The sequence below is a fragment of the Streptomyces sp. W1SF4 genome, assembly GCF_003950035.1.
Classification (GTDB): Bacteria; Actinomycetota; Actinomycetes; order Streptomycetales; family Streptomycetaceae; genus Streptomyces; species Streptomyces racemochromogenes.
This window is the reverse complement of record NZ_CP034350.1, coordinates 1,602,081-1,624,503: the sequence shown is the minus strand read 5'-3', so window position 1 is coordinate 1,624,503 and position 22,423 is coordinate 1,602,081. Positions and strand designations below refer to the sequence as shown.

Genomic DNA, 22,423 nt, shown 5'->3' with positions numbered 1-22,423 from the left:
GTCTGATCTTGAGAGGTCCCGAATCCCGGGGTCTCTCCGTGTGAGCGTGCGAACCGAGCGGGGTGAGGTAGACATGGCGACCAAGGACACCGGCGGCGGACAGCAGAAGGCCACTCGCTCGACCGAAGAGGTCGAGGAGCAGGCCGCGGAAGCGCAGTCCGACCTCAAGGAGCGGCAGGAGAAGCTCTCCGACGACGTCGACTCGGTTCTTGACGAGATTGACGATGTACTCGAGGAGAATGCTGAGGACTTCGTGCGGTCGTTCGTTCAGAAGGGTGGCCAGTAGGCCCCTTTTGCCTTCGATTCGAAGGTCTGACTGCCTTAGTGATCATCAGACGGGTATGGTCCGAGGCGCACTGTCCGGCTGCCGCGCAGCCATGGGGCGGTACAAGGATCGGCCGGACGTCATGAGGCGTGCAGCCGCTTACGTGGAAGGAAACCTGTGGAACCCAACACTCGTAGCACAGGGCGTCTACCGGCAGCCTTCCTGACGCCGGGGTCGTCGTCCTTCATGGACTTCCTGGGTGCGCACGCGCCCGAGATGCTGCCGGGGAACCGGCGGCTGCCCGAGGGGATCGTCGAGGCGCCGCACGGGACGACCATCGTCGCCGTGACCTTCCCCGGCGGGGTCGTGCTCGCCGGTGACCGGCGGGCGACGATGGGGAACATGATCGCGCAGCGGGACATCGAGAAGGTGTTCCCGGCCGACGAGTACTCCGCGGTCGGCATCGCCGGTACGGCCGGCCTGGCCGTGGAGATGGTCAAGCTGTTCCAGCTGGAGCTGGAGCACTTCGAGAAGGTCGAGGGGGCGACTCTGTCGCTCGAGGGCAAGGCCAACCGGCTCTCGACCATGATCCGGAGCAACCTGGGCATGGCCATGCAGGGGCTCGCCGTCGTGCCGCTGTTCGCGGGCTACGACGAGGCCAAGGAGAAGGGCCGGATCTTCTCCTACGACGTGACCGGCGGCCGCTCCGAGGAGCACGGCTACGCCGCCACCGGTTCCGGTTCGATCTTCGCCCGGGGTTCGATGAAGAAGCTGTACCGCCCCGACCTGTCGGAGGAGCAGGCCACCACGCTGGTCGTGCAGGCGCTGTACGACGCCGCCGACGACGACTCGGCGACCGGCGGGCCGGACCTGTACCGCCACATCTACCCCATCGTCACCGTCATCACCGACGAGGGCTTCCGCAGGCTGGACGAGGACGAGTCGCAGGAGCTCGCCCGCAAGGTGACGGACCGTCGGCTCCAGGAGCCCGACGGACCGCGCGCCGCCCTGCTCTGACCATCCTCGTCTCGCGCCCAGGCGCCCAGAAGAAAGGGACGGATAACCGGTGTCGACTCCGTTCTATGTGTCACCCCAGCAGGCCATGGCCGACCGGGCGGAATACGCCCGGAAGGGCATCGCCCGCGGCCGCAGCCTCGTCGTGCTGCAGTACGCCGACGGCATCGTGTTCGTCGGCGAGAACCCGTCCCGTGCGCTGCACAAGTTCAGCGAGATCTACGACCGGATCGGCTTCGCGGCCGCCGGCAAGTACAACGAGTACGAGAACCTGCGGATCGGCGGCGTGCGCTACGCCGATCTGCGCGGGTACACCTACGACCGTGACGACGTGACGGCGCGCGGTCTGGCCAACGTGTACGCGCAGACGCTCGGCACGATCTTCTCCTCGGCCGGCGAGAAGCCGTACGAGGTGGAGCTGGTCGTGGCCGAGGTCGGTGCGACGGCCGCGGGTGACCAGATCTACCGGCTGCCGCACGACGGCTCGATCGTGGACGAGCACGGTTCGGTCGCGGTCGGCGGGAACGCCGAGCAGATCAGCACCTACCTGGACCAGCGGCACCAGGACGGGATGAGCCTGCCGGACGCGCTGAAGCTGGCGGTGCAGGCGCTGTCGAGTCAGGCGAACGGTGCGGACAAGGCCATTCCGGCGGAGCGGCTGGAGGTCGCGGTACTGGACCGTACGCGGTCGCAGCAGCGCAAGTTCAAGCGGATCCGGGGCCGTCAGCTGGCGCGGCTGCTGGAGGCGGACGTCCCGGCGGCGGTGCAGGCGGATGCCGTCTCGAACGACGAGGCGTCGGAGGACGACGCCGAGTAGGCGGTGGTGCGTGGGCCCCGGCCCGCCCCGTGAGGGGTGGGCCGGGGCTTTCGCGTGTCCGGGGCCTCAGGCGGCGGGGGCGGGGCCGGTGGAGTCGCGGACGGTGAGGCGGACGGGGATCTCGGGGGCGGTCCAGGGGGTGCCGTCGAGGACGGCGAGGAGGGCGGTCATGCCCTGTTCGCCGACGCGTTCGGCGGGGAGGGCGACGGTGGTGAGCTCGGGTTCGACGGCGGTGGCGAGGGCGAGGTCGTCGACGCCGGTGACGGAGAGGTCCTCGGGGACGCGCAGGCCCAGGCGCCGGGCGGCCTTGCAGACGCCGGCGGCGAGGATGTCGTCGTCGCAGATGACGGCGGTGGGCCGGTCGGCGGGGTCGGCGAGGGCGGTCCCGGCGACCTCCCGGGCGGCCTCGACGGTGAGTGCGGCCCGGGCGGTGCGCAGGGTGGCGTGGGGGCGCAGGAGGGTGGCGAGGGCCTGGGCGCGGATGTCGAAGGTCCAGGTGTCGACGTCGGCGGCGAGGTGGAGGAAGTGGCGGTGGCCGAGGCCGAGGAGGTGGTGGGTGACCTGGTGCATGCCGTCGGTGATGGCGAGGTTGACGTGGGCGGCGGCGCGGCCGGAGGCGGGGTCGCTGTCGAGCATGACGAGGGGGAGGCCGTCGCCGCCGAGGGCGTCGAGGGCGTCGGTGGCCATGGAGGAGGCGATGACGCCGTCGAGGGCGGCGCGGGCGGAGGCGAAGGGGTCGCGGGCGGGGCCGGTGCCTTCGGGGGAGGGGTAGAGGACGACGCCGAAGCCGTGTTCGGCGGCGACGCGGGCGGCGCCGGTGTAGACGCGGGCGAAGAACTCGTTGGTGAGGGCGGGGACGACGAGGAGTGCGGTGCGGGTGCTGCCGAGGCGGAGGTTGCGGGCGGCGAGGTTGGGGCGGTAGCCGAGGGTGGTGGCGGCTTCGCGGACGAGGGCGGCGGTGCGTTCGGAGACGCGGCCGCGCCATTTGTCGCCGAGGACGAGGGAGACGGTGGCCTGGGAGACCCCGGCGGCGGTGGCGACGTCGCGGCTGGTGGGTCTCGTCACAGGTAGCTCCTGGAATGCGAGGTGGGGCGGGTGTGGGGGGTTCGCCGGGTGGACCCCGGGTCTGCCGCCATGGTACGTATGACGTGTCTCGTTATACGTATTACCCCGGGCGTGGGTCCGGGCAGAAGGGGGCGGTCATGGCCGCGGGTTACGCGGAGCTGCTCAGGACCAGGTATGCCGCGAGGCTGCTGGCGGGCACCTTGATAGGCCGGCTGCCGAACGCCACGGCGGCGATCGCGATCGTCCTCTTCGTCCGGGACCAGGGCGGCAGCTACAGCCTGGCGGGCGCGCTGGCGGCCGTGTACGGGGTCGCCAACGCCGTCGGCCAGCCGCTGCTGGGCCGGGCGGTGGACCTGTACGGGCAGCCGCGCGTGCAGCTGCCGGCGGCCCTGGTGTCGGCGGCGGGGATGGTCTGGCTCGCGCTGGCCGGTACGGGCTCGGTGGCGGCCGCGTACGCCGCGATGGTGGTCGCCGGTCTGTTCACCCCGCCGCTGGAGGGCGGCCTGCGGGCGCTGTGGCCGGGGGTGCTGGGCGGCCGTGAGGAGCGGGTGCACGCGGCGTACGCGATGGACGCGGTGGCCCAGGAGATCATGTACACGGTCGGGCCGCTGCTGGTCACCCTGTGCGTGGCCCTGTGGTCCCCGGCGGTGGCGCTGCTGGTGCTGAACGGCGTCGGTCTGGTCGGCGTGCTGGTGGTGGTGCTCTCGAAGCCTTCGCGGACCTGGCGTTCGGCGCCGCGCGAGGCGCACTGGCTGGGCGCGCTGCGCTCGCGCGGGCTGCTGGCGCTGCTGGGGGCGTTCTTCTTCATCGGCATGGCGCTGGGCTCGATCGCGGTGGCGGCGGTGGCGTACGCGGACGAGAACGGCGGGCAGGCGGTGTACGGCTGGCTGATGGCGGCGGTGGGCCTGGGCGCGCTGGTCGGCGGGGTGTTCTACGGGGCGCGGCAGTGGGCCGGGGCGCCGGAGCGGCGGCTGCGGCTGCTGGTGGCGTTGCTGGCCGTCTGCTACCTGCCGCTGCTGCTGGACGTGGGTCCGGTGGCGATGACGGCGCTGGCGGCGCTGGCGGGCGTGTTCCTGGCGCCTTCGCTGGCGTGTGCGTTCATCGTGGTGGACCGGCACGCGCCGGCGGGCACGGTGACGGAGGCCTTCTCCTGGCTGGTGACCTTCTTCGGGGTCGGTGCGGCGATCGGTACGGCGGCGGCGGGTCCGGCGCTGGAACGGGGTGGTGTGCCGGCCGGTTTCGCGGTGGCCTGTGGTGGTGGCGCGGCGGCGCTGCTGGTGCTGATGCTGACTCAGCGGGCGATGGCCGGTGCGGGGCGCAGCCGTGCGGTGGCGGGGTCGGCGGAGGGTGCGGCGGAGGCCGTCCGGGAGCCGTTGATCAAGAACTGACCGGAACGCCGTTCTCGAACTCGGTTTCAGAAGTGTGCGGAAGGCGTAATGTTCAGTCATGGACCGCCGCATTTTCGGGCTGGAGAACGAGTACGGCGTCACGTGCACGTTCAGGGGACAGCGCCGACTGTCTCCTGACGAAGTGGCGCGCTACCTCTTCCGCCGTGTTGTGTCATGGGGCCGCAGCAGCAATGTCTTCCTGCGGAACGGCGCCCGCCTCTACCTCGACGTGGGTTCGCATCCGGAATATGCAACACCCGAATGCGACAACCTGACCGAACTGGTCACTCACGACAAGGCGGGCGAGCGCATTCTCGAGGGCCTGCTCGTCGACGCCGAACGCCGCCTGCACGAGGAGGGAATCGCGGGCGACGTCTACCTCTTCAAGAACAACACCGACTCGGCGGGCAATTCGTACGGCTGTCATGAGAACTATCTCGTGGCCCGGCACGGAGAATTCTCCCGCCTCGCGGACATCCTGATTCCGTTCCTCGTCACGCGGCAGCTGATCTGCGGCGCGGGCAAGGTGCTGCAGACGCCCAGGGGCGCGGTCTACTGCGTCAGCCAGCGGGCCGAGCACATCTGGGAGGGCGTCAGTTCCGCCACGACCCGTTCCCGTCCGATCATCAACACCCGCGACGAGCCGCACGCCGACGCGGAGCGCTACCGCAGGCTGCACGTCATCGTCGGTGACTCGAACATGTCCGAGACGACGATGCTGCTCAAGGTGGGTGCCACCGATCTCGTCCTGCGCATGATCGAGGCGGGGACGGTGATGCGGGACCTGACCCTGGAGAACCCGATCCGGGCGATCCGGGAGGTCAGCCACGACATCACGGGCCAGCGCAAGGTGCGCCTGGCTTCCGGCCGGGAGGCCTCGGCGCTGGAGATCCAGCGGGAGTACTTCGACAAGGCGCTCGACTTCGCCGACCGGCGGGGCATCAACACGGGCGTCGTGGCGCAGGTGCTGGAGCTGTGGGGCCGCACGCTGGAGGCCGTCGAGGCGCAGGACCTGGACCGGATCGGCACCGAGATCGACTGGGTGATGAAGTACCAGCTGATCGAGCGGTACCGGGCCAAGCACAACATGACGATGTCCAACCCGCGGGTCGCCCAGATAGACCTCGCGTACCACGACATCCACCGTCGCCGGGGCCTGTACTACCTGCTGGAGCGCAAGGGGCAGGCGGCGCGGGTGTGCAACGACCTGAAGATCTTCGAGGGCAAGTCGGTGCCCCCGCAGACCACCCGGGCCAGGTTGCGCGGCGACTTCATCCGCCGGGCGCAGGAGCAGCGGCGGGACTTCACGGTCGACTGGGTGCACCTGAAGCTCAATGACCAGGCGCAGCGGACGGTTCTGTGCAAGGACCCGTTCCGGTCGGTGGACGACCGGGTGGAGAAGCTGATCGCCGGGATGTGACGCGGTCCGGCCGGGAACCCCGTACGCGGTGGCGTGCGGGGTTCCCGCACGCCACCGCCTTGTCGCGCAGGGGTCAGCCCGTAGAGTGGGCCGCTACGACGGACCATTCCAGCGACCCTGAGGACCATTGTGCGACGCCGACTTGCTGCCGCGCTCATCGTGCCGGCTCTGATGCTCACCGCGGCCTGCGGAGGGGGCGACGACGAGAAGAAGGACTCCTCGGCGTCCCCGTCGGCCAGTGCCGGCAAGACCGAGGTGCCGAAGGCGGTGGCGTCGGCCGACCCGATGCCGACGGTCGCCGGTGAGGCCGGCAAGAAGGCGGAGATCACCGTCCCCAAGGGCGAGCCGAGCGGCAAGTTCGTGGTGAACACCGTCAAGGAGGGCAGCGGGCCGGAGATCAAGAAGGACGATCTCGTGGTCACGAAGTACACGGGCAAGGTCTGGAAGAGCGGCAAGGAGCTGAGCGGCTCCTACGACGAGAACGGCCAGCCGCTCGTCGTCCCGGCGGGTTCGCCGCAGATCCTGCCGCTGTTCAGTGACGCGGTGCTGGGCAAGAAGGTCGGCAGCCGTCTGCTGGTCGTGGCCCCGCCGGCGGCGGCCTTCGGTGAGCAGGGCCAGCCGCAGCTGGGCGTCGGCCCGAAGGACAACCTGGTGTTCGTCCTCGACGTGGACTCCGTGCTGCCGAACAAGGCCGAGGGGACCCAGGCGCCGATCGCGTCCGACCTCCCGCAGGTGAAGGCCGACGAGGACAAGGCCGCGACGATCACGATCCCGAAGAACGACCCGCCGAAGGAGCTGGTCGACAAGGTCCTGATCGAGGGCAAGGGTCCCGAGGTCAAGAACGGCCAGACCGTCTACATGCAGTACAGCGGTGCGGCGTGGGCCCCGAACCAGGGCAAGGACTCGGCGAAGCTGTTCGACACCTCGTGGAAGACGGGTCAGCCGTTCTCGACGAAGATCGGCCAGGGTCAGGTCATCGAGGGCTGGGACAAGGGCCTGGTGGGCAAGAAGGTCGGCAGCCGCGTGCTGCTGGTGATCCCGCCGGAGATGGCGTACAAGGACCAGGCCAAGGGTGAGGACCTGCCGGCCAACTCCACCCTCGTCTTCGTCGTCGACATCGTCGGAGCAGTGTAAGACTGTTCCGGTTGTACATCGTTTCGTACGTATGAGGAGCAGTTCCGTGCGCGAGCTCGAGAAGCCCGAGATCGACTTCCCCGAGGGTCCGGCCCCGGCCGACCTGGTCATCGAGGACATCTGGGAGGGCGACGGCCCGGTGGCCGAGGCCGGCAAGAAGGTCTCGGTCCACTACGTGGGCGTGGCCTTCTCCTCCGGTGAGGAGTTCGACGCCTCCTGGAACCGCGGCGCCCCGCTGGAGTTCATCCTGGGCATCGGCCAGGTCATCCCGGGCTGGGACCAGGGTGTCCAGGGCATGAAGGTCGGCGGCCGTCGCAAGCTGACCATCCCGGCCCACCTCGCCTACGGCGAGCGCGGTGCCGGCGGCGCCATCAAGCCGAACGAGACGCTGATCTTCGTCTGCGACCTGATGCGCGTCTGATCTCACCCGCTGTGATCACCGAGGGCCCCCGCCGTGAGGCGGGGGCCCTCGCTTTTGCCGGGGACCGTGGGGGCGGTACGGTCAACGGTCACGAGTGTGTGCCGAAGAGTGGGGGGAAGGGCGTCGATGGCGATCGCCAAGGCCGAGCGGCTGATGAACCTGGCGCTGTGCCTGCTGGGGACGCGCCGTCCCCTCAGCAAGCGTGAGCTGCGCGGTTCCATCGAGGCCTACCTCGAAGCAGGGAACGACGAGTCCTTCAACCGGATGTTCGAGCGGGACAAGGACGATCTGCGCGAGCTCGGTCTGGTGATCGAGACCGTGGAGAACCTGGAGGGCGAGACCGGCTACCTGGCCCGCCGGGACAGCAACCGGCTGCCGCCCGTCTCCCTGGATGCCGAGGAGGCCGCCGCCCTGGGGCTGGCGGCCAAGGTGTGGCAGCAGGCGCGCCTGGCCGGGGCGGCCAGCGGCGCGCTGCAGAAGCTCCGCGCGGGCGGGATGCCGGAGGCGGGCGACCCGTACGAGGGCCAGCACAGCGCCATCGAACCGCGGATCCCGGTCCACGAGGCGGCCTTCGAGCCGCTGATGCTGGCCTGCCGCGACCGGCGGCCGGTGGTGTTCGAGTACCGCAAGTCCAACGCCGCCCGGCCCGAGCCCCGGCAGGTGGAGCCGTGGGCCCTGGAGTGCTGGCGCGGGCACTGGTACCTGGCCGGCTACGACCGCGACCGCGGGGCGGAGCGGGTCTTCCGGCTCTCCCGGATCACCGGCAAGGTCCGCTCCCGGGCCGGGAAGTACACCGCCGACGTACCGGACGTGGTGACCGTGCGGGAGACCGTGGCGGCCTGGGCCGGTGAGGGCGCCGAGCGTTCGGCGCTGATCCGGCTGCGCGCCGGGGCGGGCTACCCGCTGCGGGCCAAGGCCACGGCCGTGCGTGAGGGCGGCGACGGCTGGGACGAGCTGGAGATCCCCTACGGGCACGGGCTGGACGCCTGGCTCGTGGAGTTCGGCCCCGACGTCGTCGTGGTGGGGCCGGCCGACCTGCGGGCCGACGTGGTGGACCGGCTCCGCGCCGTCGCCCGGGGCTGAACCCGCCCGAACAACAACAGCAGCAACGCCCTGAGGGGGAGACGTAGCAGCATGGCCGCCAACGCCATCGACCAGACCCGCCGGATGCTGTCCCTGGTGACCTACCTGCGCGAGCGCCCCGGCGCGCACGTCGCGGACGTCGCCCGCGCCTTCGGGATCACCGAGGACGAGCTGATCTCGGACCTCGACGTGCTGCCCATGTGCGGCACCAGCTTCCGCGGCGGGGACCTGCTCGACATCGACACCGACGGCGACCGCATCTGGTGGCACAACGCCGACGCCTCGGGGGAGTCCACCGCCGAGCCGCTGCGGCTCGCCGCCGACGAGGCCACCTCCCTGCTGGTCGCCGCCCGGGCGGTCGCGACCCTGCCGGGGCTGCGGGAGAGCGACCGGGACGCGCTCCTGCGGGCCACCGCCAAGCTGGAGGCCGCCGCCGGCGAGGCCGCCGGGGCCAGCTCCCGGCTGTCGGTGACCTTCGAGTCCGAGGGCGGCGTCTTCGCGGACGTCGACCGGGCCATCTCCGAGCGGCGCCGGCTCTGGCTGCGCTACTACTCGCCCGCCCGCGACGAGCTCACCGAGCGCACCGTCGACCCGATCCGCCTCTTCGCCGTCGGGCACACCTACCTGGAGGGGTGGTGCCACCTGTCCGAGGCCCGGCGCACCTTCCGGCTCGACCGGGTCGCCGAGATCCGCCTCCTCGACGAGCGGGCCGAGCCGCCCGCCATCGAGCCCCGCGACCTGTCGGTGGGCCTGGTGCAGCCGGCCGCCGAGGACCCGGAGGTGGTGGTCGAGGTGGGCCCCGGCGGCCGCTGGGTCGCCGAGTACTACCCGCACGACAGCGCCGAGGAGCTCACCGACGGCGGCCTGCGGATCACGCTGCGCAGCCCCGACCCGGCCTCGCTGCGCCGGCTCGCGCTGCGCCTGGGCCGCGACGGTCGGATCGTGTCGCCTCCGGAGCTGGCGGACAGCGCCCGGAAGGCCGCTGGAGAGGCACTCGCGGGGTACGGGGAACAGGTCTAGGGGGAGCGGGAGCGATGTCGCGGTCAGCAGGTCTCGTACCGGTCACGTTCAAGGCGGCATGTCCCGAGTGCCGGGCGCGCTTCGAGCTCGCGGCGGACGCGCTGCGGCTGGCGATCGGCGGCAGCCGGCGCGCCACCTTCTACTCCTTCACCTGCCCCGAGTGCGCGGCGGCCGTCCGCAAACCCGCCGGTGAGCGCATCGTGGAGCTCCTGACGGGCGGGGGAGTGAGCACCCTGCGCAGCGTGTGAGGGGGGCGCGCTAGGCTCTGGGCATGCTGTGGCCGATGCTCGCGATCGTCCTGGGGTTCCTCGGGCTCGCCGTCCTGTCCGTCCTCGCCCTGCGGGTCTTCCTGGAGGTGCGGCGGCTGGCCGGGCAGGTCGCGCTGGCCAGCCGCCGGATCACCGAGGCCTCGGGCGACCTGGAACGGGCCGCCGCCGACCTCGCCCGGGCCGGGCGGGCGGCGGCCCCGTAGCGGTCGCGCCACGAGCATGTAGTCCTCTGGATATGGAAACCGCGGAGCCGGACCCGTACCGTCGGTGCGGCAGGCACTCGCGGGTACCCCCGGGGATTGCCGGGCGTTAACCCTCGGGGGTTACGATCCATGTCAGAGCGGTACCGGATCTTTGTCCGGTATCGCCCAAGGCCACCACAACCAGCCGTTTCGGTGAGAAGGAAGACACACATGATCGGCAATCTGAAGCCCCTTGAGATCCTTCTGATCATCGCTGTCATCGTGCTGCTGTTCGGCGCCAAGAAGCTCCCCGAGATGGCCCGCTCGCTCGGCAAGTCGGCCCGCATCCTCAAGAGCGAGGCCAAGGCCATGAAGAAGGACGGCGAGGCCGACGCCGACGCCGCTCCCGCCGCCGACCAGGCCGCGCAGCAGCCCGTGGCCCCCCGGACCATCCAGGCCTCGCCCGGTGACGTCACCAGCGCCCGGCCGGTGAACGAGACCAACCGCACCACCCAGGGCTGACGCGCGGCGGTCGCCCGTCACGCCAGTCACTGCAACGAGACAAGGGACGTGGGTTGCTCAAGTCTGCCCGCAAGCAGGGGAAGAAGGACCGGCAGGCGAAGGACGCCGAAGGGCGGATGCCGCTCGTCGAGCACCTGCGTGAGCTGAGGAACCGGCTGCTGAAGTCGGTTCTGGCGATCGTCGTGATCACGGTGGTCGCGGCCTACTACTACCGGCCGATCATCGACTTCCTGCTGGAGCCGATGCTGTCGTCCGTGGGCTGCACCAACGGCGCCACGCACCAGCGCAACGGCGCCCCCTGCGCCGAGATGACCACCAACGGCCTGACCGCGCCCTTCTCCATCGCGCTGAAGGTCGGCCTGTCCGCGGGCATCGTCTTCTCCGCCCCGGTCTGGCTGTACCAGCTGTGGGCGTTCGCCGCCCCCGGCCTGCACAGGAACGAGAAGAAGTACGCGCTGAGCTTCGTCGCCGTCGGCGCGCCGCTCTTCGTCGCCGGCGCGGTCCTCGCGTACAAGATCCTGCCGCAGACCGCGGAGATCCTCCTCGGGTTCACCCCCGACCACGTCAAGAACCTGCTCCCGGTCGACGACTACCTCGACCTGGTCACGCGCATGGTCGTGGTCTTCGGCCTCGCCTTCGAGCTGCCGCTGATGCTGGTGCTGCTGAACTTCACCGGCGTCCTCACCGCGAAGCGGCTGGGCAGCTGGTGGCGCGCCATGGTGCTCGGCATCACGGTCTTCTCGGCCTTCGCGACGCCCACCGGCGACCCGCTCACCATGCTCACGCTCGCCTCCCCGATCGTCGCCCTCTACTTCATCGCCCTGGGCATCTGCCTGCTGAACGACCGCAGGCGCCGGCGCGACGACCCCGACGCCGGGCTCGACGACGACGAGGCATCCGAGCTGGACCTGACCCCGGCCCCGATCGGTGCCGCGGAAGCCGCCCCGTCCGCTTCCTCGCTGCCCGGCCAGGACGACGGCGGACGCCGCCAGATCAACGGTTACGACGACGCCACCTGACAGGTAGGTTCCGGTGGGTGACCGCTGAGATCACCCTCTTCGTCAATCCCACCGCGGGACGCGGCCGGGGCGCGCACGCCGCGCGGCCGGCCGCTTCCGCGCTCCGGGCCGCCGGCTTCTGCGTACGGACCGTCGTCGGCACGGACGCCTCCGACGCCCTGGACCGGCTGCGCGCCGCCGTCCGCGGGGGCACCGGAGCGGTGATCGCGGTGGGCGGCGACGGGGTGGTCTCCCTCGCCCTCCAGGCCCTCGCCGGGACGCTGGTCCCGCTCGGCGTGGTCGCGGCCGGCACCGGCAACGACTTCGCCCGCTCCCTCGGGCTGCCCGTGGGCGACCCCGCGGGCGCCGGGCGGCTGGCCGCCGAGGCCCTCAAGGAGAGCCGCATCCGGGAGATCGACCTCGGCCGGGCGGCCGGCAGCTGGTACGGGACCGTGCTGTGCTCCGGCTTCGACTCGCGGGTCAACGACCGCGGCAACCGGATGCGGCTGCCGCTGGGGCGCTTCAAGTACGACCTGGCCATCGCCCTGGAGCTGGCCGCCTTCCGGCCCTTCCCCTACCGGATCACCCTCGACGACGGCCCGGTCATCGAGACCGAGGCCACCCTCGTCGCGGTGGGCAACGGCACCTCGTACGGCGGCGGGATGCGCATATGCGCCGACGCTCTGCCCGACGACGGGCTCTTCGACGTCACCGTGGTCGGCGACTGCGGCCGCGGCACCCTGCTCACGGTGTTCCCGCAGGTCTACAAGGGGACGCACCTGTCCCACCCCAAGGTCACCGTCCACCGCGCCGCCAAGGTCACCCTCGAAGCCCCGGACCTGACCGCCTACGCCGACGGGGAGCCGCTGGGCGCCCTCCCGGTGACCGCCGAGTGCGTTCCCGGGGCGGTCCGGCTCCTCACATAAATGATCGCGACTGTTGTCAGAGGCGACGGGTAGTCTCGAAGACAAGATGACCGAAGAACTCTCACCCGCCGAGCGGTACGCCGCTGCCCGGATCCGCGCCGCCGAAGAGGCCTCCGCCCTGGCCCCCTTCCGCGAGATGTACGCATTCGACCTGGACCCGTACCAGATCGAAGCCTGTAAGGCACTGGAGGCCGGCAAGGGCGTCCTGGTGGCCGCCCCGACCGGCTCGGGCAAGACCATCGTGGGCGAGTTCGCCGTGCACCTCGCCCTCCAGCAGGGCCGCAAGTGCTTCTACACGACGCCCATCAAGGCCCTGTCCAACCAGAAGTACGCCGACCTCGTCAAGCGCTACGGCGCCGCCAAGGTGGGCCTGCTGACCGGCGACAACAGCGTCAACGGCGACGCCCCCGTGGTCGTGATGACCACCGAGGTGCTCCGCAACATGCTCTACGCGGGCTCCCAGGCGCTCGGCGGCCTCGGCTACGTCGTGATGGACGAGGTGCACTACCTCTCCGACCGGTTCCGGGGCGCCGTCTGGGAGGAAGTGATCATCCACCTCCCCGAGTCGGTGACCCTCGTCTCGCTCTCCGCGACCGTCTCCAACGCGGAGGAGTTCGGCGACTGGCTCGACACCGTCCGCGGCGACACCGAGGTCATCGTCTCCGAGGAGCGCCCCGTACCGCTGTGGCAGCACGTGATGGCCGGCCGGCGGATCTACGACCTCTTCGAGGAGGAGTCCGACCACGGAGGCCGCGGTTCCGCCCGCCGCGAGGTCAACCCCGACCTGCTGCGCATGGCCCGCGAGGAGAACAGCCGCGGCTACAGCCCCAAGGACCGGCGCCGCGGCAAGATGGTCCGCGAGGCCGACCGCGAGCGCGAACGCCGCTCCCGCGGCCGGATCTGGACCCCGGGCCGCCCCGAGGTCATCGCCCGCCTCGACAACGACGGCCTGCTGCCCGCCATCAACTTCATCTTCAGCAGGGCCGGCTGCGAGGCCGCCGTCCAGCAGTGCCTGTACGCGGGCCTGCGGCTCAACGACGACACGGCGCGCCTGCGGGTCCGCGAGATCGTCGAGGAGCGGACCGCCTCCATCCCCACCGAGGACCTGCACGTCCTCGGCTACTACGAGTGGCTCGAAGGCCTGGAGCGGGGCATCGCCGCGCACCACGCGGGCATGCTGCCCACCTTCAAGGAGGTCGTGGAGGAGCTGTTCGTACGCGGCCTCGTCAAGGCCGTCTTCGCCACCGAGACCCTCGCGCTCGGCATCAACATGCCCGCGCGCACGGTCATCCTGGAAAAGCTCGTCAAGTGGAACGGCGAGCAGCACGCCGACATCACCCCCGGCGAGTACACCCAGCTCACCGGCCGGGCCGGACGGCGCGGCATCGACGTCGAGGGCCACGCGGTGGTGCTGTGGCAGCGCGGCATGGACCCGGTGCAGCTCGCCGGCCTCGCCGGCACCCGCACCTATCCGCTGCGCTCCAGCTTCAAGCCCTCGTACAACATGGCCGTCAACCTGGTCTCCCAGTTCGGCCGGCACCGCTCCCGCGAACTGCTGGAGACCTCCTTCGCGCAGTTCCAGGCCGACCGCTCGGTCGTCGGGATCTCCCGGCAGGTCCAGCGCAACGAGGAGGGCCTGGAGGGCTACCAGGAGGGCATGACCTGCCACCTCGGCGACTTCGAGGAGTACGCGCGGCTGCGCCGCGACCTCAAGGACCGCGAGACCGACCTCGCCAAGCAGGGCGCGGCCCAGCGCCGGGCCCAGGCGGCCAGTTCGCTGGAGAAGCTCAAGCCGGGCGACGTCATCCACGTCCCCACCGGCAAGTTCGCCGGCCTCGCACTGGTCCTGGACCCGGGCGTGCCCGGCGGCCGCAGCAACGGGCACCGCGGGTACGAGTACCACGAGGGCCCGCGCCCGCTGGTGCTCACCGCCGAGCGGCAGGTCAAGCGGCTCGCGTCGATCGACTTCCCGGTCCCGGTCGAGGCCATCGACCGGATGCGGATCCCCAAGACCTTCAACCCGCGCTCCCCGCAGTCCCGCAGGGACCTGGCGACGGCGCTGCGCAACAAGGCCGGCCACATCGACCCGAAGCGGCACCGGCCGGGCCGGGCCGCCGCGGCCGACGACCGCGAGATCGCCCGGCTGCGCGCCGAACTGCGGGCGCACCCCTGCCACGGCTGCGACGAGCGCGAGGACCACGCCCGCTGGGCGGAGCGCTACCACCGGCTCAAGCGGGACACGCAGCAGCTGGAGCGGCGCATCGAGGGCCGGACGAACACCATCGCCCGCACCTTCGACCGCATCCACGCGCTGCTCACCGAGCTGGACTACCTGCGCGAGGACGAGGTCACCGTGCACGGCAAGCGCCTGGCCCGGCTCTACGGCGAGCTGGACCTGCTGGCCTCGGAGTGCCTGCGCGAGGGCGTCTGGGAGGGCCTGAACCCGGCGGAACTGGCCGCCTGCGTCTCGGCGTTGGTCTTCGAGGCCCGGCAGTCCGACGACGCGGCACCGCCCAAGGTGCCGGGCGGCGCGGCGAAGGCGGCGCTGGGCGAGATGGTCCGCATCTGGGGCCGGCTCGACGCGCTGGAGGAGGAGCACCGCATCAACCAGGCGGAGGGCGTGGGCCAGCGCGAGCCGGACCTCGGCTTCGCGTGGGCGGCCTACCAGTGGGCCTCCGACAAGAGCCTGGACGAGGTGCTGCGCGAGGCGGAGATGCCGGCCGGTGACTTCGTGCGCTGGTGCAAGCAGGTCATCGACGTCCTCGGGCAGATCGCGCAGGCGGCCCCCGCCTCGACGGCCCCGCCGTCCTCGGCGGGCGGGAGCACGGTCGCGCGCAACGCCCGCAAGGCCGTCGACGCCCTGCTGCGGGGCGTAGTGGCCTACAGCTCGGTCGGCTAGGCGGTTTTGGGGCTTCGTCCGAAGCCCCCGACGGCCGGATCTGACCTCTTGCCATGATCCCTCGCCGGTGTGCTGTGCGACGATCGGGCGTATGAGCGGGGGAACGGGCGAAGGCCCGAGACGGGTCGGCCGGCCGCGCGCCGACCGGCTGAGACGGGACAGCGGCCGGCCGCCGCGCGAGGAGATCCTCTGCGCGGCGGCCGAACTGTTCACCGTCCGGGGGTACGCGGCCACCACCACCCGGGCGGTGGCCGAACGGGCCGGAATGCGCCAGGCCACGATGTACCACTACTTCGGCGCCAAGGAGGAACTCCTCGCCGAACTCCTGGAGTCCACGGTCGCGCCCTCGCTGGCCCTGGTGCGCAGGCTGCTGGCCGACAACGCCCGGCCGGCCGCCCTGCGGCTGTGGGAGCTGTGCCGCTCGGACGTGCTGCTGCTGTGCGGCGGCCCGTACGACCTGGGCGCCCTCTACCTGCTGCCCGAGCTGAGGCAGCCGCGGCTGGCACGGTTCCGCCGGATGCGCGGGGAACTGCGCGACGGCTACCGGGCGTTGCTCGCCGCCACCCCCGCCGGTGCCGAACTGGCGCGGGAGCGGGGCGGGCTGGCCCTGCGCAACGACCTGGTCTTCGGCCTGATCGAGGGCGTCATGCTGGTCCGCCGCTCCGATCCCGGCCGCCCGGTCGCGGTCTTCGCGGAGGCCGCGGCCGACGCGGCCCTGCGGATCGCCGGGCTCACGCCGCCGGGCCCGCCTCCCAGCCCGCCCGGTCCTCCCACGCCTGGAGGGTGAGCCCGGTCTCCAGCCGGTGCTCGACGCCGGTGACGGGGTCGGTGAACGCCAGGGTGCGCGCCAGCAGCTGGAGCGGGCGCCGGTAGTCCGCCGGGTCCGCCGCCTCGGCGACCACCGGGTAGACGGGATCGCCCAGGATGGGCAGGCCCAGGGAGTTCATGTGCACCCGCAGCTGGTGGGTGCGGCCGGTGTGCGGGGTCAGCCGGTAGCGGCCCAGCCCGTCCCCTACGCCGGTGAGCTCGACCAGGCTCTCGGCGTTCGGCTCGGCGCCGGGCACCTCGACCGCCGCCATCACCCCGCGGGTCTTCTCGATGTGGCTGCGGACCAGCCGGGGCAGCTCCAGCGCGGGGTCGTGGGGCGCGAGGGCCTCGTACTCCTTGCGCACCCGGCGCTGCTGGAACAGCAGCTGGTAGGCGCCGCGGTCCTCGGGCCGGATGCTGAACATCACCAGCCCGGCCGTCATCCGGTCCAGGCGGTGGGCGGGGCTCAGCGCCGGCAGGTCCAGCTCCCGGCGCAGCCGGGCCAGGGCGGTCTCGGTGACGTGGGTGCCGCGCGGGGTGGTCGCCAGGAAGTGCGGCTTGTCCACCACCAGGAGGTGCCGGTCGCGGTGGACCACACGGATCGGGAAGGGCACGGCCGGCTCGGGCGGCATGTCCCGGTGGAACCAGAGCCAGCCGCCCGGCTCGTACGGGTCCTCGTGCCGCAGCACCCGCCCGCCCTCGCCGAGCACCCGGCCGCCGGAGAGCAGCCGGGCCATGGACTCGGAGCCGCGCGTGCCGGCGTACCGCTCGGTCAGGTAGGCGCCGAGGGTGGGCCAGCGGCCCTCGTGGTCGGGGGGCAGGCGCATCCGGACCGGGTCGATACCGGCCTGCTGGGGGAGGGGCGCGGGCGGGATGTGGGATCTGCGGGTCATCGGGACCAGGGTAGGCCGCTACCTGCGGGTGAAGGTGCCGAGGTGGTTCTGGTCGAGGTACTCGACGCGGACCTTGCCGTCCTCGCCGTCCTCGTCTTCGGAGAAGAACACCCCGGTGCGGCCGACGGCGTTCTCGCCGGTGGTCTCGAAGCTGAAGGTGTCGCCGTCGTAGTGGGTCAGGGCGAAGCGCAGGGGCTTCGGGCCGAGGGACAGGGTCAGGCCGCCCTTGGCGTCGGCGGTGACGGTGAGGGGGCCGTAGTAGGGGTTGTCGTAGGTCCCGGTGTAGGCGGCGGCGTCGCGGGCGGGCTTGGCGCCGGCGGGCGGGTGGGCGTAGTCGGTCGGGGACCGGAGCGCGAAGTCGAGCTGCTCGTACGTGGCGGCGAGGAGCGGCAGCCAGTCGGCGGTGGGCTTGCCGTGCTCGGCGACGTCGAAGAAGTCGAGCGCGATGGAGTCGGCCAGGCCGACGGGGGAGCCGTTGGTCAGGACGACGATGCCGAGGCGTTCCAGGGGGAGCAGGGTGACGTGGGTGTTGGCGCCGAGCTCGAAGGCCCCGGAGTGGCTCAGGCGCAGCCGGCCGGCGTCGTCGTAGCTGACGTTCCAGCCGAGCCCGTAGAACTGCGGGGTGCCGCGGGGGGTCTGGGCCTGGGAGACGATCTCGGGGACTCGGGTCCGGGTGAGGGTGTCGGCGGGGATGACGCGCCGGCCGTCGAGGGTGCCGGTGTTCAGCTGGAGCCGCAGCCAGCGGGACATGTCGCGGGCGGTCGAGCTGGTCCCGCCGGCGGGGGTCTGCGCGTCGGCGTCGCGGACGTAGCGGGGGCTCCAGGTGCCGTCGGGGTTCTTCACGTGGCCCGACGCCCGGTCGGGGGCGTTGGCGTAGGCGGCGAACTCGGTGCTGGTGCGGGTCATCCCGGCGGGCTTGAACAGGGTGTCCTCGCTGAGCTTCTGCCAGCTCACGCCGCGGTCGCGGGCGACGGCCTCGGCGGCGGCGGTGAACCCGAAGTTGGTGTAGGCGTAGCTCGCGCGGAACGGGGTCAGCGGCTCCTCGTGGAGGTGGCCGAGGATGTACGCCTGGTCGTAGCCGAGGTCCTCCAGGAGGTCCCCGGCGTGGTCGGGGAGGCCGCTGCGGTGCGAGAGGAGGTCGGCGGGGGTGACGTGGGAGGTGACCCAGGGGTCCTTGAGGGCGAAGCCGGGGAGGGTGGCGGCGAGGGGCCGGTCCCAGGCGTCGGGGGAGGGGAGGGCGCCGGCGATGACGGTGGTGGTGACCGGCTTGGACACGGAGGCCAGCTGGAAGACGGTGTCGGGGCCGACCTTGGCGGTGTCGCCGGTGCGGCGGAGGCCGAAGCCCTTGAGGTAGACGACCTTGTCGTCGTGGACGACGGCCACCGAGACCCCCGGGACGCCGGTGCGGCGCATGCCGTCGGTGATGGTCGCGTCGAGCCGGTTCACGGCGGCGGTGACGGCGGCGTCGGTGATGCGGGGCTCGGGCGGGGGCGGGGGAGCGGGGCCCGCGGGCGCGGCCGCGACGCCGAGCAGCATCGCGGCCCCGGCCAGTCCGACTGCGCGGAGCGTACGCATGCCGCCATTGTCCGCCCGCGGGTGGTTGTCCGCTGCGCGGGGCTTGCCCCTCCCCGCCCTTCAACCGTTCTCGCCTCACACGCCGGCGGGGCTGGAGGGTGGGTCTGGCGCTCCGCGCGAGCGCGACGGGCGCGGAGCGCCCGGCTCTTTCAGCCTCGCCGGCGTCTGAGGCGCGGGGTCTGGGGCGGAGCCCCTGGGAACGGGCGGAGGGTGGGGCGGGGAGATCGCCCCGCGCGGCGGCCGACGGCCAGGCGGGAACGCCCTACGCGGCGGCCGCGGCCGGGAGGTCCTGCTCGGCTTCGACCGTGGCGTTCCAGTCGCGCTTCATCGCCCGCCAGCCCTCGTCCGTCTCGCCCAGGCGCCAGTAGCCCGAGATCGACAGCCGCTCGCGCGGCACGCCGCGTTCCAGCCGCAGGTGGCGGCGGAGTTCCTTCACGAAGCCCGCCTCGCCGTGGACGAAGGCGTGGACGTCGGCGGAGGGGAAGTGCAGGGTGGTGACGGCTTCCAGCAGGGCCGCGCCCACCGGGCGGTCGCCGCGGTGCAGCCACACCGGGGTGATGCCGTCCGGGGTGCGGATGTCCTGCTCGTCCGCCGGGCCCTCGACCTCGATGAAGGCCTGCACCCGCGCGCCCGCCGGCATCCGCTCCATCGACGCCGCGATGGCCGGCAGCGCGCTCTCATCGCCGACGAGGAGGTGCCAGTCCGCCCGGGGGTCCGGGCAGTAGCCGCCGCCGGGGCCGAGGAAGTGGACGAGCTCGCCGGGCTGGACCCGGGCCGCCCAGGGGCCGGCGAGGCCCTCGTCGCCGTGGACGACGAAGTCGAGGGTCAGTTCCAGCCGGGCGGGGTCCCAGGCCCGGACGGTGTACGCGCGCTGGCGGGGCCAGGCCTCGCGGCGCTGCGTCGCGCGGATGACGTCCAGGTCCCACGGCTCGGCGTAGCGCACGCCCTCGGGTTCGAAGAGGAGTTTGACGTAGTGGTCCGTGTGGGCACCCGCGTCGAAGCCCGCCAGCCCGTCGCCGCCCAGCACGAGGCGGACCATGTGCGGCGTCAGTCGTTCGGTGCGTACCACGACTGCGGTGCCGACGGTGCGGGCGCGTCCTTCTGCCACGGTGTCTCCCCTTACGCCTTACGAAGCTTAGGATTACCTAACTTAGCACCTCATCGCCGCAGCGCGCTGCTCAGACGTGACATCGCTCCTCCCAGACCCCACCGATGGGCGAGCGCCTCCACCATCTCGGGGCGAGCGGGAGACGAGGGAAGGGCCGGGTCGAAGGCCGGCAGCGGGACGTCCGCGGCCACCCGGACGACCTTCGGGGCGACGGCGAGGTACGGGCGGGACTCGTCCAGGCGCTTGCGCTGGGTGGGGGTCAGCTTCGACTTCGGGTCGCCGGCGGCCGCGAGGATCCCGGCCAGGTCCCCGTACGCGTCCAGCAGCTTCGCCGCAGTCTTCTCGCCGATCCCCGGCACGCCCGGCAGGCCGTCGCTCGGGTCGCCGCGCAGCAGCGCGAGGTCCGCGTACCCGGGGCCGTCCACCCCGTACTTCTCGCGCAGCCACGCCTCGTCCGTCACCTGGAGCGTCCCCACGCCCTTGATCGGGTAGAGCACGCGGCGCTGCCGGGCGTCGTCCACCAGCTGGAAGAGGTCCCGGTCGCCGGTGACGATGTCCACCGGGCCGATGGCGCGGCCGGTCAGGGTGCCGATCACGTCGTCCGCCTCGTACCCGGCGGCCCCCACCCGGGCGATGCCGAACGCGTCCAGGGCCGCTTCGATGATCGGCACCTGCGGGAGCAGGGTGTCCGGGGTCTCCTCCACGTCCGGGCCGGTCTCGGTCTCCTGCGCGACCCGGTGCGCCTTGTAGGAGGGGATCAGCTCCACCCGCCAGTGCGGCCTCCAGTCGGCGTCCATGCAGGCCACCAGGTCGTCCGGGCGGTGGTCCTGCACCAGCCGCCCGATCATGTCGAGCAGCCCGCGCACCGCGTTGACGGGCGTGCCGTCGGGGGCCTTCACGGAGTCCGGCACGCCGAAGTAGGCGCGGTAGTAGAGGGAGGCGGTGTCCAGGAGCATCAGGCGTCGTGTCGTCACGCAGACGATGATGCCGCAACGCCGGCACGGGTCTCCGCGTCACCCCGGGTGACCTGATCGTCACTCAAACAGTTCGCCCGGCGCGCGCGTTCGCGGACCCTCGCGGAAGGTGTGGATCACCGGCAGGGCGCTCCGCCCGTCCGGCCGTGCCCCTTCCCCGTCCTGTGAGGGTTCCGCATGCCCCGTCGCGGAGTCGCCCGCGCCCTCGTCGCGAGCACCGTGCTGTCCCTGCTCCCCGCCGGCCCCGCCGCGGCCCGTGACGCGCCGCCGCCGGACCCGGCCGCGCCCGCCCGGCAGAGCCCCGGCGAGCTGCGCGAGCGCGTCCGCCGGGAGGTCTCGCCGGCCGAGTCGCGGGGCCTGGGTCCTGAGCACGCCGAGGCGCAGGCCCGGACCCGCCTCGCGATCCGCGACGAGGCCGACCGCCCGGACGGGGCCAGGGCGGCCCGCCTCGCGTCCCTGACGGAGTCTCAAGCCAGGGCGAACGCGGGCTTCCGCCCGGCGGTGTACGGCGCCTTCACCGCGTACTTCGACTCCCCGGACTTCGGCGCGCACACCGCCCTGCTGCCCACCGGCAAGGTGCTGCTGTTCTCCTTCGAGCACACCGGTGCCGGCCGCGCCTTCCTGTGGGACCCCGCCAAGGGCACCGGAGCCGGATCGTTCACCAAGGTCACCCCGCCCACGACCGCCCCCTTCTTCCGCACCGGCCACGCCCTGCTGCCCAGCGGCCGGCTCGGCGTCTTCGGCGGCACCGCCGGCAGCGGGCTCTCGCTGGTCTTCGACCCCTGGAGCGAGACCTGGAGCCGCGAGCAGGAGACGGCCGCCGCCCGCCGGACGGCCTTCACCGGCAGCGGGACGGGGCCCTTGTGGGGGACCAGGCCCCCGGCGGTGGAACGCTTCCCCGTCCTCGGGCACCCCGTCGCGGCCGCCGGTCCCTCGTACGCGCCCGCCGCCGGCCGCCCCGGCGACAACACCGTCCTGATGCCCGACGGGACCCTGCTCACCGCGAGCGGCGCCTACGACATCCACGACTACGCCAGCGGCCTGCTCAGCCCCGCCCCCGACCTGAGGTACCGCCAGCTGGAGCTGCGCGACCCCCGGGGCGGCTGGCGGCTCGGCCCGGTGCAGCGCCTGCCGCGCGGCCACCACTCCAGCGCGCTGGTGCTGCCCGACGGCCGTGTCGCCCTCACCGGCGACGAACTGCAGCAGACCGCCCACGACGCCGACCTCCGCGACGACATGCACGGCACCATCGAGATCTACGAGCCCGCCTACCTGTACCAGGGGCCCCGGCCCGCCCTGGACGAGGTGCCGGCCGCCCCCCTCGCCCCCGGGGACCGCTTCCTGGTGCGCACCGGCACCCCGGACCGGGTACGGCGGGCCGTGCTGCTGGCCCCGGCCGGAGCTCCGCACGCCGCCGGGGCCGCCGTCCGCGGACGGACCGAGCTGCGCATCGAACGGCGGGAGGGCGGGCTCCTCACCCTCCAGGCCCCGCCGGCGTCCGCGGCCGCGGCCCCCGGCCACCACATGCTCTTCCTCCTCGACGCGAAGGGCGTACCCAGCGTCGCGCGCTGGATCCGGCTGACCTGAACCGGCCCAGCCCTCGGTGAACCGCCCCGCCGACCGCCCCGCCCGACCTCTTCCGC

General features: G+C 72.5%; 23 protein-coding genes. 18 read left to right on the top strand and 5 right to left on the bottom strand.

All coding sequences use genetic code 11. The annotated features are described in order from the left end of the window. Positions 1-73: 73 nt before the first annotated feature. Genes D1J60_RS07705 through prcA form a run of 4 tightly spaced genes read left to right on the top strand, consistent with a single transcriptional unit; the run spans position 74 to position 2,096 of the window. Positions 74-286: a ubiquitin-like protein Pup gene (locus tag D1J60_RS07705; protein ID WP_042803062.1), complete on the top strand. Its 213-nt coding sequence runs from the start codon at positions 74-76 to the stop codon at positions 284-286. After that, positions 225-491 (top strand): endonuclease domain-containing protein, encoded by a 267-nt coding sequence (locus tag D1J60_RS38825; RefSeq protein WP_125820604.1) that lies wholly within the window; start codon positions 225-227, stop codon positions 489-491. Before D1J60_RS07705 ends, D1J60_RS38825 begins: the two co-directional genes overlap by 62 nt. Continuing rightward, the gene (prcB, locus tag D1J60_RS07695; protein ID WP_125820603.1) at positions 443-1,282 is read left to right on the top strand and encodes a proteasome subunit beta; all 840 of its coding nucleotides are present in this window, start codon (positions 443-445) and stop codon (positions 1,280-1,282) included. Before D1J60_RS38825 ends, prcB begins: the two co-directional genes overlap by 49 nt. Positions 1,283-1,331: 49 nt before the next feature. Next, complete coding sequence (prcA, locus tag D1J60_RS07690) at positions 1,332-2,096, top strand: proteasome subunit alpha (protein ID WP_125598767.1); 765 nt, start codon at positions 1,332-1,334, stop codon at positions 2,094-2,096. 66 nt (positions 2,097-2,162) lie between these two features. Here prcA and D1J60_RS07685 read toward each other — a convergent pair whose 3' ends face one another. Then, complete coding sequence (locus D1J60_RS07685; RefSeq protein ID WP_125820602.1) at positions 2,163-3,161, bottom strand: LacI family DNA-binding transcriptional regulator; 999 nt, start codon at positions 3,159-3,161, stop codon at positions 2,163-2,165. 137 nt (positions 3,162-3,298) lie between these two features. On the opposite strand from D1J60_RS07685, the gene D1J60_RS07680 reads away from it, so the two are divergent. The 13 genes from D1J60_RS07680 (at position 3,299) to D1J60_RS07620 (ending at position 16,210) form a co-directional block, all read left to right on the top strand. Beyond that, a complete protein-coding gene (locus D1J60_RS07680) occupies positions 3,299-4,549 on the top strand; it encodes an MFS transporter (protein WP_125600204.1) in 1,251 nt (416 codons plus the stop codon). 58 nt (positions 4,550-4,607) lie between these two features. Further along, positions 4,608-5,969 carry a Pup--protein ligase gene (gene pafA / locus D1J60_RS07675; protein WP_007263177.1) on the top strand — a complete coding sequence of 454 codons (1,362 nt, stop codon included), beginning with the start codon at positions 4,608-4,610 and terminating at the stop codon, positions 5,967-5,969. Between the two features lie 129 nt (positions 5,970-6,098). Continuing rightward, positions 6,099-7,103 (top strand): FKBP-type peptidyl-prolyl cis-trans isomerase, encoded by a 1,005-nt coding sequence (locus D1J60_RS07670; protein WP_125820601.1) that lies wholly within the window; start codon positions 6,099-6,101, stop codon positions 7,101-7,103. Between the two features lie 46 nt (positions 7,104-7,149). Next, the gene (locus D1J60_RS07665) at positions 7,150-7,524 is read left to right on the top strand and encodes an FKBP-type peptidyl-prolyl cis-trans isomerase (protein WP_241253179.1); all 375 of its coding nucleotides are present in this window, start codon (positions 7,150-7,152) and stop codon (positions 7,522-7,524) included. Positions 7,525-7,650: 126 nt separating this feature from the next. Beyond that, on the top strand, positions 7,651-8,607 hold the full coding sequence (locus D1J60_RS07660) for a WYL domain-containing protein (RefSeq protein WP_125820599.1): 957 nt from the start codon (positions 7,651-7,653) through the stop codon (positions 8,605-8,607). Between the two features lie 51 nt (positions 8,608-8,658). Then, on the top strand, positions 8,659-9,627 hold the full coding sequence (locus D1J60_RS07655) for a WYL domain-containing protein (RefSeq protein WP_125600214.1): 969 nt from the start codon (positions 8,659-8,661) through the stop codon (positions 9,625-9,627). 14 nt (positions 9,628-9,641) lie between these two features. After that, a complete protein-coding gene (locus D1J60_RS07650; RefSeq protein ID WP_007263172.1) occupies positions 9,642-9,875 on the top strand; it encodes a hypothetical protein in 234 nt (77 codons plus the stop codon). 23 nt (positions 9,876-9,898) lie between these two features. Further along, entirely contained in the window at positions 9,899-10,099 is a 201-nt protein-coding gene (locus tag D1J60_RS07645) for a hypothetical protein (RefSeq protein ID WP_125600217.1), read from the top strand. Between the two features lie 210 nt (positions 10,100-10,309). Then, positions 10,310-10,600, top strand: coding sequence for a Sec-independent protein translocase subunit TatA (gene tatA / locus D1J60_RS07640; protein ID WP_125600220.1), 291 nt, complete (start codon positions 10,310-10,312; stop codon positions 10,598-10,600). Between the two features lie 53 nt (positions 10,601-10,653). Beyond that, complete coding sequence (tatC, locus tag D1J60_RS07635) at positions 10,654-11,619, top strand: twin-arginine translocase subunit TatC (protein ID WP_125820598.1); 966 nt, start codon at positions 10,654-10,656, stop codon at positions 11,617-11,619. Positions 11,620-11,636: 17 nt separating this feature from the next. After that, a complete protein-coding gene (locus tag D1J60_RS07630; RefSeq protein ID WP_125820597.1) occupies positions 11,637-12,524 on the top strand; it encodes a diacylglycerol kinase in 888 nt (295 codons plus the stop codon). A gap of 46 nt (positions 12,525-12,570) precedes the next feature. Continuing rightward, positions 12,571-15,423 (top strand): DEAD/DEAH box helicase, encoded by a 2,853-nt coding sequence (locus D1J60_RS07625; protein ID WP_125820596.1) that lies wholly within the window; start codon positions 12,571-12,573, stop codon positions 15,421-15,423. 91 nt (positions 15,424-15,514) lie between these two features. Continuing rightward, positions 15,515-16,210: a TetR/AcrR family transcriptional regulator gene (locus tag D1J60_RS07620; RefSeq protein ID WP_125820595.1), complete on the top strand. Its 696-nt coding sequence runs from the start codon at positions 15,515-15,517 to the stop codon at positions 16,208-16,210. Here the strand turns inward: D1J60_RS07620 and D1J60_RS07615 are convergent. The 4 genes from D1J60_RS07615 to D1J60_RS07600 all read right to left on the bottom strand — a co-directional run bounded on the left by D1J60_RS07615 (position 16,155) and on the right by D1J60_RS07600 (position 20,762). Further along, positions 16,155-17,123, bottom strand: a complete 969-nt coding sequence (locus D1J60_RS07615; protein WP_125820594.1) for a pseudouridine synthase — start codon at positions 17,121-17,123, stop codon at positions 16,155-16,157. The two genes, D1J60_RS07620 and D1J60_RS07615, sit on opposite strands and share 56 nt — an antisense overlap. A gap of 18 nt (positions 17,124-17,141) precedes the next feature. After that, entirely contained in the window at positions 17,142-18,698 is a 1,557-nt protein-coding gene (locus D1J60_RS07610) for a serine hydrolase (RefSeq protein ID WP_125820593.1), read from the bottom strand. 262 nt (positions 18,699-18,960) lie between these two features. Continuing rightward, positions 18,961-19,806 carry a siderophore-interacting protein gene (locus tag D1J60_RS07605; RefSeq protein WP_185899802.1) on the bottom strand — a complete coding sequence of 282 codons (846 nt, stop codon included), beginning with the start codon at positions 19,804-19,806 and terminating at the stop codon, positions 18,961-18,963. 50 nt (positions 19,807-19,856) lie between these two features. Next, positions 19,857-20,762, bottom strand: a complete 906-nt coding sequence (locus D1J60_RS07600) for a 5'-3' exonuclease (protein ID WP_125823912.1) — start codon at positions 20,760-20,762, stop codon at positions 19,857-19,859. A 195-nt stretch (positions 20,763-20,957) separates the two neighbouring features. Between D1J60_RS07600 and D1J60_RS07595 the strand changes: the two genes are divergently transcribed. After that, complete coding sequence (locus D1J60_RS07595) at positions 20,958-22,367, top strand: galactose oxidase-like domain-containing protein (protein WP_125820592.1); 1,410 nt, start codon at positions 20,958-20,960, stop codon at positions 22,365-22,367. Positions 22,368-22,423 lie beyond the last annotated feature (56 nt).